This is a genomic window from Streptomyces sp. NPDC056480, from assembly GCF_042795405.1.
Lineage (GTDB): Bacteria > Actinomycetota > Actinomycetes > Streptomycetales > Streptomycetaceae > Streptomyces.
Genome location: NZ_JBHTSA010000194.1, coordinates 1 through 9,384 on the forward strand (window position 1 = coordinate 1; position 9,384 = coordinate 9,384).

General features: G+C 71.7%; 10 protein-coding genes and 1 riboswitch. Of the genes, 3 read left to right on the top strand and 7 right to left on the bottom strand.

The genetic code is table 11. The annotated features are described in order from the left end of the window. Nucleotides 1–166: 166 nt before the first annotated feature. Together ACFQ79_RS39090 and ACFQ79_RS39095 are read right to left on the bottom strand one after the other, a co-directional pair. Nucleotides 167–862, bottom strand: a complete 696-nt coding sequence (locus ACFQ79_RS39090; RefSeq protein WP_383592782.1) for an aspartate/glutamate racemase family protein — start codon at nucleotides 860–862, stop codon at nucleotides 167–169. Between the two features lie 74 nt (nucleotides 863–936). Next, a complete protein-coding gene (locus ACFQ79_RS39095) occupies nucleotides 937–1,245 on the bottom strand; it encodes a hypothetical protein (protein ID WP_383592762.1) in 309 nt (102 codons plus the stop codon). Nucleotides 1,246–1,512: 267 nt separating this feature from the next. Here ACFQ79_RS39095 and ACFQ79_RS39100 point away from each other — a divergent pair, with 267 nt between their 5' ends. Then, complete coding sequence (locus ACFQ79_RS39100; protein WP_383592765.1) at nucleotides 1,513–1,971, top strand: hypothetical protein; 459 nt, start codon at nucleotides 1,513–1,515, stop codon at nucleotides 1,969–1,971. Nucleotides 1,972–2,008: 37 nt separating this feature from the next. Continuing rightward, nucleotides 2,009–2,311: a hypothetical protein gene (locus ACFQ79_RS39105; protein WP_383592768.1), complete on the top strand. Its 303-nt coding sequence runs from the start codon at nucleotides 2,009–2,011 to the stop codon at nucleotides 2,309–2,311. A 135-nt stretch (nucleotides 2,312–2,446) separates the two neighbouring features. Here ACFQ79_RS39105 and ACFQ79_RS39110 read toward each other — a convergent pair whose 3' ends face one another. Genes ACFQ79_RS39110 through ACFQ79_RS39125 form a run of 4 tightly spaced genes read right to left on the bottom strand, consistent with a single transcriptional unit; the run spans nucleotide 2,447 to nucleotide 6,467 of the window. After that, nucleotides 2,447–3,715: a DUF445 domain-containing protein gene (locus ACFQ79_RS39110; RefSeq protein WP_383592770.1), complete on the bottom strand. Its 1,269-nt coding sequence runs from the start codon at nucleotides 3,713–3,715 to the stop codon at nucleotides 2,447–2,449. 12 nt (nucleotides 3,716–3,727) lie between these two features. After that, complete coding sequence (locus ACFQ79_RS39115) at nucleotides 3,728–4,765, bottom strand: ATP-binding cassette domain-containing protein (RefSeq protein ID WP_383592772.1); 1,038 nt, start codon at nucleotides 4,763–4,765, stop codon at nucleotides 3,728–3,730. 9 nt (nucleotides 4,766–4,774) lie between these two features. Beyond that, nucleotides 4,775–5,671 (bottom strand): ABC transporter permease, encoded by an 897-nt coding sequence (locus ACFQ79_RS39120; protein WP_383592775.1) that lies wholly within the window; start codon nucleotides 5,669–5,671, stop codon nucleotides 4,775–4,777. Next, nucleotides 5,664–6,467, bottom strand: a complete 804-nt coding sequence (locus tag ACFQ79_RS39125) for an ABC transporter permease (protein WP_383592777.1) — start codon at nucleotides 6,465–6,467, stop codon at nucleotides 5,664–5,666. Before ACFQ79_RS39125 ends, ACFQ79_RS39120 begins: the two co-directional genes overlap by 8 nt. A gap of 166 nt (nucleotides 6,468–6,633) precedes the next feature. Here ACFQ79_RS39125 and ACFQ79_RS39130 point away from each other — a divergent pair, with 166 nt between their 5' ends. After that, nucleotides 6,634–8,931: a transglycosylase domain-containing protein gene (locus ACFQ79_RS39130; protein ID WP_383592780.1), complete on the top strand. Its 2,298-nt coding sequence runs from the start codon at nucleotides 6,634–6,636 to the stop codon at nucleotides 8,929–8,931. Here the strand turns inward: ACFQ79_RS39130 and ACFQ79_RS39135 are convergent. Next, nucleotides 8,925–9,245 (bottom strand): multidrug efflux SMR transporter, encoded by a 321-nt coding sequence (locus ACFQ79_RS39135; protein ID WP_073913474.1) that lies wholly within the window; start codon nucleotides 9,243–9,245, stop codon nucleotides 8,925–8,927. The genes ACFQ79_RS39130 and ACFQ79_RS39135 overlap by 7 nt on opposite strands. Before the next feature lie 33 nt (nucleotides 9,246–9,278). Continuing rightward, a riboswitch (guanidine-III (ykkC-III) riboswitch) is annotated at nucleotides 9,279–9,348 on the bottom strand. Between the last annotated feature and the right edge of the window lie 36 nt (nucleotides 9,349–9,384).

Here is a 9,384-nt window from a genome sequence, read left to right on the forward strand (position 1 = left end):
CCGCCCTCCGAGTGTGAAAAGGCGGCCTCCGCCGCCGCGTCAAGGGTGGGCGCAGCCCATCGCGCAGCGACGCGACGAAGGAGCGCCCTTGACGCGGTGGTGGAGGCCGCCACACTCGGAAAGAGGGCGGCCGCGCCCACACTCTCGTTGCCGGTTCGGGCTCGGGCTAGTCGGCCAGCAGCGCCGCGTCCACGGCCGCCTTCGCGTGGAGGCGGGCCGTGGGGAAGATCGGGACAGGGCTGTCTACGGGGCCGATGAGGAGCTCGATCTCGGTGCAGCCCAGGATGATGCCTTCCGCGCCGGCGGCGACCAGGTCCGTGATGACCTTCTGGTACGCGGCGCGTGACTCCTCCCGCACGATGCCACGGCAGAGTTCGTCGTAGATCACGTGGTGAACGAGCGCTCGGCCGTCGGCATCCGGGACCTGGACATCGAGCCCGCCCTCCTCCAGTCGCCCCCGGTAGAAGTCCTGCTCCATCGTGAACGCCGTGCCCAGCAGGCCGACTCGGTGCAGGCCCGACGCCCGTACGGCCTCCGCGGTGGCGTCGGCCAGGTGCAGCAGGGGTACCGAGACCGCCGCCCCGACCTGGTCGGCGACCTTGTGCATGGTGTTGGTGCAGATCAGGATCATCTCCGCGCCGGCCGCTTCAAGAGCCTGTGCGGCCGCAGCCAGGATCTCGCCCGCCTCCGTCCAGCGGTTCTGGACCTGCAGCTGCTCGATCTCCGCGAAGTCCACCGAGTAGAGCACGCAACGCGCCGAGTGGAGGCCGCCCAGGCGGTCCCGCGTGAACTCGTTCAGCAGGCGGTAGTACTCCGCCGTCGACTCCCAGCTCATTCCGCCGATCAGCCCGATCGTCCTCACCGCCGCGCTCCCCTCCTCCGTCACCCACACGAGCGTTGTTCCGCCGACGTGCCCCTGCGCGGACGATCAACACGCTACGTTCGCGCAAAACGGCCCCCGTCGATGGCTGCAACCGTCGGCGAGGGCCTGAACCACTCGTGGAACAGGAATCCACCGTGATCTACCGGCACTTTAACGCGCCCTCCCATGCCTTCAGTCAGTTCTCGCACGAGATCATTCGGCATCCCCGGCTCACCTCCGACGCCGTTCGACTCCTGACCTGGCAGCTCTCCCTCCCCCAGAACGCTCGCGAGTCCCTTTCCGTGACCGCCCGACGTGCCCGGATCGGGGGATGCGCCTTCACCCGCGCCAAGCGGCAGCTCAAGGAGGAGGGATTCGTTCATGAGCGGCGCGTGCAGGGGCCCGGCGGGCGGTGGACCACCCAACAGCTCGTCTCCAGCACTCCGTTGAGCTCCGGCGAGGCCGCCAAGCTCCTCGCCCGGACACCCCTCCCCACCTGCACGGAACGCGTCACCCCGCAGGTCGCACCGAGTCCCCGGAATCCGGCCGTCGGTCGGCCGACCACTCCGCCGACCGACGGTCATCCAGAACAACACCTGAGGAAAGACACCTCCAACCCTCCGGCCGAGCCGGCCTCAGCCGCCGATGGCGTGCCCGTCGGCCCTCACCTCGAGGATGCCCGCGCCCTCGTCGGGGCACTGCACCTGCTCTCCCCCGCCCTGCGGCACATCCCGCCCGGCATGCGCGACGAACTCGCCGGTCTCGCCGCCCGCTGGCTCGACGCGGGGCACTCGTCCGCCGACGTCCACGAGCACGTCCTACGCGGCCTGCCCGGCGCCGGGACGCCCGTTCACCGACCCGGTGGCCTCGTCCGCCATCTCCTCCGCGACGTCCCACCCCGCACCCTGCCGGCCCCGCCCGCACCTGATCCCACCCGGATCCGGCTCTCCGCCCGCCTCGAAGGAACACGCGAGTGCTCCGGTCACCACACCCAGCCCATGCTGTTCCGGCCGCTCGCCGACGAGACCCTGTGCCCCGAGTGCGCCCCGCCCGCCCGTGGCGAGCCGATGCCGGTGCCCGGCGGGGAGCACCTCCGCACGCCCTCGTAGGCTCGAAGGGCAACCCCATCGAGCGAAAGGCCCCGTCATGCCCCGTATCCCCTCCCCCGTCATAGCCGCCGCCGGGCTCGTCGGTGGTTATGCCGTTGCTCGGTGGACCAAGAAGCGGCCCCTCGGGGGTGTCGTGCTGGCCGGGGCCGGGGCCGTTGCCGCTCGGGAGTGGCAGCAGGTCGGTGGGGCGAAGGTCGCTGCCGGGCTCGGCGCCGCTTACGTCGCCGCGTTCGCCGGGTCCCACCCGCTCGCCAAGAAGATCGGGGCCTGGCCCGCGGTGTTCTCCGTCGCCGGCGGCATGGCCGCCGCCTCCTGGGCCGTCACCCGCGACCGGGGCTGAGACCTCGCCCGGTGGCCGTCACCCGCGACCCGGGCTGAGCCCTCGCCCAGTGGCCGTCACCCGCGACCCGGGCTGAGCCCTCGCCCAGTGGCCGTCACCCGTGGGAAGTCGCGGCCACCGGCCCGGGGCGTCCCCTCAGCCTCCCGCCGCGTGGCTGATCGTGTAGATCAGCAGGCCCGCCAGTGCGCCCACCACCGTGCCGTTGATGCGGATGAACTGGAGGTCGCGGCCGATGTTCGCCTCGATCTTCTTCGAGGTCTGGGTGGCGTCCCAGCCGGCGACCGTGTCCGTGATCAGGGACGTGATCTCGTGCCGGTACGTCGTGACCACGTAGGCGGCCGCGTCCTCCGCCCAGCCCTCCACCTTCTTCTGGAGGCGGGTGTCCGTCGCCAGGCGGTTTCCCAGGGAGATCAGGGACGCGCGGGCCCGGAGGCGGAGTTGGCTGCGGTCGTCCTCCGCCGCCGCGATGATCAGGTTGCGGACCGACGACCAGGCCGAGGCGATGATGTCCTGGACCTCCGGGCGCGCCAGGAGGTCCGACTTCAGGCGTTCGACGCGGGCCCGGGTGTCCGTGTCCGCCTGGAGGTCCGCCGCGAAGTCCGTCAGGAAGCGGTCGATCGCGCCGCGCGCCGGGTGCGCCGGCATGTCCCGCATCTCCGTCACGAAGCGGAGGAGCTCCTTGTAGACGCGCTCGCCGATGCGCTTGTCCACGAAGCGCGGCGTCCAGCCCGGCGCGCCGCCCTGCACCGCGTCCATCACCGAGTCGCCGTGGGTGACCAGCCAGTCGTGAGCCCTGGTGCACACGAGGTCCACCGCCCTGCGGTGCGCCCCGTCCGCGACGATCTTCTCCAGCGTCTTGCCGAGGCCCGGCGCGATCTCCGCCGCCTCCGCCCGCCGGGTGATCGCCTCGCCCACGACCGCCTGCACGTCGGAGTCGCGGAGGACGGTGAGCGCGCCCCGGAGCGCCGTGGACGCCTCCGCCGTCACCCGGTCCGCGTGCGCCGGGTCCGCCAGCCACCCGCCGAGGCGTCTCCCGATGCCCAGCGCCGCCAGCCTGCCCCGTACGACGTCGGCGGAGAGGAAGTTCTCTCCTACGAACTGGCCCAGCGACGCTCCCAGCTGGTCCTTCTTCGTCGGGATGATCGCCGTGTGCGGGATCGGCAGGCCCAGGGGCCGTCTGAAGAGGGCCGTCACCGCGAACCAGTCCGCCAGCGCGCCGACCATGCCGGCCTCCGCCGCCGCCGCGACGTAGCCCGTCCAGGGCCCCCAGCCCGCGTTCTCCGCCCACGTCGCCAGGGCATAGATCACCGCCACGGCGAGCAGCAGCGCCGTCGCCAGCGACTTCATGCGGCGGACGCCTCTGCTCTTCTCCTCGTCCGCCGCCGTGTACGAAAAACTCACCATGGGCCCGACCTCCTACATCAGGGACTCCCGGCGCTCGTCCCGAGTTCCCCCGTACATCTTCGCGATCACCGTCTCGATGTCCGGCTCCCGCACCGAGAGGTCCAGCAGGGGATACGTCGCCGCCACCTGCGCCACCAGCGGGGCCGCCGATGCCGTGGCCGGGAAGGCGAGCCACTGGCGGGGGCCCTCCGACCGTACGAAGCGGGCGCCCGGGACGTCGATCGGCGGCAGCTCCCGCTCCAGGTCCACCACCAGGAGCCGCTCGCTCTCCCCGACCGCGTGCAGGCCCGACAGCTTCCCGTCGTACATCAGGCGCCCGTGGTCGATCACCATCACCCGCGAGCACAGCTGCTCGATGTCCGTGAGGTCGTGGGTGGTCAGGAGGACCGTGGTGCCCTCGGTGGTGTTGAGGTGGCTCAGGAACTCCCGCACCCTCGCCTTCGACACCACGTCCAGGCCGATCGTCGGCTCGTCCAGGTACAGGACCTCCGGGTCGTGGAGGAGAGCGGCCGCGATGTCCCCGCGCATCCGCTGGCCCAGCGACAGCTGCCGTACGGGCACGTCGAGCAGCTCCCCCAGTTCCAGGAGCTCCACGCACCGGTCCAGGTTCTCCCGGAAGCGGGCGTCGGGGATCCGGTACATCCGGTGCATCAGCCGGTACGAGTCCTTCAGCGGCAGGTCCCACCAGAGCGTGGTCCGCTGGCCGAAGACCACCCCGATCCGTTGCGCCAGACGGGTGCGCTCGCGCGCGGGGTCGATGCCCGCGACCCTCAGCCGGCCGCCGCTGGGGGTGAGGATGCCCGTCAGCATCTTGATCGTCGTCGACTTCCCCGCGCCGTTCGGGCCGATGTAGCCGACCATCTCCCCGCGCCGGACGGCGAAGCTGATGCCGTCGACCGCTCTGACCTCCCGCTTCTCGCGGCGGAGGAGGCCCGCCGCCTTCCTCCTGACCGTGAAGACCTTCTCCAGGTTCTCCAGTTCGATGAACGGATCGGCCCCCGTGCCGCTCGTCGTGCCGGCCGTCGTGCCGTTCGTCGTGTGCGACGCCACCTTCTGCCCTCAACTTCCCGTCGATCGGTACGCGCGGACCCCGGCCCGCCACGCCACCCCCGCCACCACGCAACACGCCGCCGCCACCAGCGGCGACGCGAAGGCCGCCCAGTCCGGCACCCCCGCCGGCGCCGGCCGGTCCAGCACGTACAGCGCCGGCAGCCAGTTCACGAACGCCAGCGGTACGACGTACACCACACCCCGCACCAGGTCCTGCGCGAAGATCGTCGGCGGGTACTGGAGGAGGGTGTTCCCGCCGTACGTGAACGAGTTCGTCACCTCCGCCGCGTCCTGCATCCAGAACAGCACCGACGCGCCGACGACCATCACCGCCCCGAAGATCACCGCACCGCTCACCACCGCCACCGGCAGCAGCAGCACCTTCAGCGGCGTCCACGCCACGTCCAGCAGGCACAGGCTCCAGATCAGGACGATCAGCCCCTGCGCGACCCGGCCGAACCGCTTCAGCGCGAACTTGTCCCCGGCGAGCTGTGCGAGCAGCGGCGCCGGGCGCATCAGGAAGGTGTCGAGCGAGCCGTCCCTGACCCGCGCCCCCATCCGCTGGAGCGAGCCCATCGTGAGGTCCGCGATCCCGAAGGCCGTGCCCGCCGTCCCGTACAGCAGGGCGACCTCCGCGAAGGTGAAGCCGCCCAGGCCCTTCACCTGACCGAACATCAGCAGGATCACGACGAAGTCGAAGAACGTGACGCAGAAGTTCGTGAAGAGCGTGATCAGGAAGGACGCGCGGTACGTCATCGTCGAGCGGATCCACATCCCCGCGACCATCCGGTACGTCCGCCAGGAGTCGCCGAGACGGCCGGGAGCGCGGCCTGGAGCGGGGCCGGAAGCCGGGCCCGGGCCGTACGCGCCTCCGGTCCGCACGGGCGTACGCGTCGCCTCAGCCACCCTGGACCACCACCTTCCGCGTCGCCGCCGTCTGCACCGCGCGGCCGGCGCCCAGCAGCACCAGGGCCCAGCCGCCCTGGAAGGCGTACGCCCCCGCCAGACCCCAGCCCTCGTACTTCCCCAGGTACACATCGGCCGGCACCTGGAGCAGCGAGGCCCACGGGAGTGCTCGCGCGACCTCGCCGAGCGCGCCGGGGAAGACGTTGAGCGGGAGCAGCATCCCCGAGAAGAACAGGCCGCCCAGCCAGGCCACCTGGACCACGCCCTGGCCGTCGAGCAGCCAGAACGCGCTCATGGCCACCAGGTACCAGAGCGCGAAACCGACCGTGGAGCCGAGCGCCACGGCCGCCAGGAAGGCGAGCCACGCGCCCGGCCCGGCCGGCAGGGTGAAGCGGAAGACCAGCCAGCCGACCGCCATCGGAGCGATCCCGCGGCCGAGCAACTGGTAGGCGGACCTGCCCAGATCGACCGAGAACCACCAGGTCTGGAGGTCGGCCGGCCGGTAGAGGTCGACCGCGATGTCTCCGGTCCTGATCCGCTCGATCAGCTCGTTCTCGAAGCCGCCGCCCATCAGGCCGCAGACCGTGAGCAGCGCCTGCCCGATCCACACGTACGCGAGCGCGTCGTCCATCGAGTAGCCGCCGAGGTGCGGGCGCTCGTCCCAGAGGGCGATGTACGTGTACGACAGGACGAGGCCGAAGACGGAGTTGGTGAACACCCCCGCCGCCGTGGCCACCCGGTAGGTGGCATGGCGCCGGAAGCTTCCCGCGGCCACCGTCGCGTACAGCCGCCGCATGCGGCTTCTCCTCCCCGTTCCGTGAAGCACCGAAGTCCGCAAAGAACCCGAAAAACGCCGAAGCGCACGACCCTAGCGAAGGACGCCACAGCGCCGCGACCGGATTTCCCGTCACCTTCGGGTCGCGTTCAGGAGTTTCGCCCCCTAAGGGGCAATATGTCGTGGCATGCCCCCTTCCTCCGGTACGAGCGACTCCGACGCCCCCCGGCCGGCCCGCCCCACGGGCTGGGAACCGAGGGACCCCACCCTCTCCACTCCCCCCTCGCGCAAGCCGAAGCGCCGTCCCCGCCGCCCCCTGCGCACCCTCCTCGGGCTCCTGCTCCTCGGCACCCTGCTGCTCGTCGGCGCCTTCGCCGCCGGGTACCTCCTGGTGGAGATCCCGCCCGCCAACTCCGCCGCCCTCGCCCAGTCCAACGTCTACCTCTACCGGGACGGCAGCACCCTCGCCCGCGACGGCGAGGTCAACCGCGAGAACATCCGGCTCGACCGGGTCCCCCTCACCGTCCGGCAGGCCGTCCTCGCCGCCGAGGACCGCGACTTCCACACCTCCCGCGCCGTCGACCCCAAGGCGATGGTCCGCGCCGCCTGGAACACCGTCACCGGCAAGGGCCGCCAGTCCGGCTCCACCATCACCCAGCAGTACGTCAAGAACTACTACCTGGGGCAGGAGCAGACCCTCACCCGCAAGGCGAAGGAGTTCTTCATCGCGATCAAGCTCGGCCGCGAGAAGAGCAAGGAGGACATCCTCCAGGGCTATCTGAACACCAGCTACTTCGGACGCAACGCGTACGGCCTCCAGGCCGCCGCCCGCGCCTACTACGGCAAGGACGTCGAGGACCTCGACACCGCCGAGGGCGCGTACCTCGCCTCCGTCCTCAAGGCCCCCAGCGCCTACGACGTCACCACCCACCCCGAGAACCGCGCCAAGGCCGTCGCCCGCTGGAACTACGTCCTCGACGGCATGGTCACCGAAGGCTGGCTCACCCGCGCCGACCGCGCCGCGGCCCGCTTCCCCACCCCCCAGACGGCCCGCCCCGCGACCGGCCTCGCCGGCCAGCGCGGCTATCTCGTCCAGGCCGTCGAGGAGTACCTGACCGAGCACGGGATCGTCGACGAGAAGACCCTCGCCGGCGGCGGCTTCCGCATCACCACCACCCTCGAGCCCGCCAAGCAGGACGCGCTCGTCCAGGCCGTCGAGGAGCAGGTCATGTCCAAGCTCGACCCGGCGAGGGCCCCCGCCGACCGGTACGTACGGGTCGGCGCGGCCGCCGTCGACCCGGCGAGCGGCAAGGTCCTCGCCCTGTACGGCGGCGTCGACTACACCCAGCAGTACGTCAACAACGCCACCCGGCGCGACTACCAGGTCGGCTCCACCTTCAAGCCCTTCGTCTTCACCGCCGCCGTCCAGAGCGGCGCCCAGACCCAGCAGGGCGAGCCGATCACCCCGTACACGGTGTACGACGGCAGCAACCGGCGCCCGGTCGAGGGCTGGAACGGCGCCCCGTACGACCCGGCCAACGAGGACGACGAGAGCTACGGCGAGATCGCCGTCGGCTCCGCGACCGACCTGTCGGTGAACGCCGTGTACGCCCAGATGGCCGTCGACGTCGGCCCCGGGCACGTGCGGCGCACCGCCGTCGACCTCGGTCTGCCCGGCTCCACCCCCGACCTGACCGCCTCCCCCTCCATCGCGCTCGGCGCGGCCACGGCGAGTGTCCTGGACATGGCGACGGCGTACGCGACCCTGGCCGCGCACGGCCGGCACGGCGGCTACTCCCTCGTCGAGGGCCTCAGCAGGGACGGCCAGGAGATGGCCGTACCGGCCCCGGCGTCCCGGCAGGCGGTGAGCCGGGAGGCCGCCGACACCACCACGGCCATCCTGCGGAGCGTCATCGAGACGGGTACGGGAACGGCCGCGCAGGCCGTCGGACGCCCCGCCGCCGGCAAGACGGGCACGGCGGAGGACGACAAGGCCGCCTGGTTCGCCGGCTACACCCCGGAACTCGCCACGGTCGTCGCCCTGATGGGCCAGGACCCCGAGTCGGGCCGGCAGGAACCGCTGTACGGCGCGCTCGGACAGCCCCGGATCAACGGGGGCGGGACGCCCGCCGAGATCTGGGCCCAGTTCACCCGCGAGGCACTGACGGGGACGACCCCCCGGGACTTCGAGCTCCAGCTGATGCCGGGGGCGGAGGAACCGCCGCCGGTCCCGCCGGGACCCGAAGCCCGGGACACCGCGGACGCGGTGGATGCGGCGGATGCCGCTGCCGTCTCCGCCGCCCCTGACGCCTCTGGTGCCCCTGATGCCTCAGGTGCTCCCGACGCCACGGCTGCCCCCGACGCCTCCGCCGGCCCTGAGGCCTCAGGTGCTCCTGAGGCCCCCGAGTCGTACGAGCTGGGCGAGGCGGGACCCGGAGCGGCGTCGCACGGCCCCCGGCCGCCTCGCGGCACCCCCGGTCAGTGACCCGAGGTCGCCTTCAGACCCACGACGGCGACCAGCAGCAGACAGACGAAGAAGATCCGGGCGGCGGTCGCCGGCTCACCGAGCACCACCATGCCGAGCACCGCCGCACCGGCCGCGCCGATACCCACCCACACGCCGTACGCCGTACCGATCGGCAGGGTCTTCGCGGCATGCGACAGCAGCACCATCGAGGCGATGATCCCGGCACCGGTGAACACGCTGGGCCAGAGTCGCGTGAAGCCGTCGGTGTACTTCATCCCGATCGACCAGCCGACCTCGAGCAGACCCGCGACGACGAGAAGAACCCAGGCCATGACGACAACACCTCCGCGAGACGGAACAACAGGGGTGCGTCGTCTTGTCGGAATCCCGGTACGGCGCGTCTCGTCGGGTGTCTCCAGGCTAGCAAAGAACGGCGTAGGGCCTTGGTGTCCATGGTCACCAAGGCCCGAC

Excerpts from the sequence above, each read along its gene's own strand:
- ACFQ79_RS39095 (WP_383592762.1), bottom strand. The coding sequence starts at position 1,245 with ATGAACGAATCCCTCCTCCTTGAGCTGCCGCTTGGCGCGGGTGAAGGC.
- ACFQ79_RS39105 (WP_383592768.1), top strand. The coding sequence starts at position 2,009 with ATGCCCCGTATCCCCTCCCCCGTCATAGCCGCCGCCGGGCTCGTCGGT.
- ACFQ79_RS39135 (WP_073913474.1), bottom strand. The coding sequence starts at position 9,245 with ATGGCCTGGGTTCTTCTCGTCGTCGCGGGTCTGCTCGAGGTCGGCTGG.
- ACFQ79_RS39125 (WP_383592777.1), bottom strand. The coding sequence starts at position 6,467 with ATGCGGCGGCTGTACGCGACGGTGGCCGCGGGAAGCTTCCGGCGCCAT.
- ACFQ79_RS39110 (WP_383592770.1), bottom strand. The coding sequence starts at position 3,715 with ATGGTGAGTTTTTCGTACACGGCGGCGGACGAGGAGAAGAGCAGAGGC.
- ACFQ79_RS39130 (WP_383592780.1), top strand. The coding sequence starts at position 6,634 with ATGCCCCCTTCCTCCGGTACGAGCGACTCCGACGCCCCCCGGCCGGCC.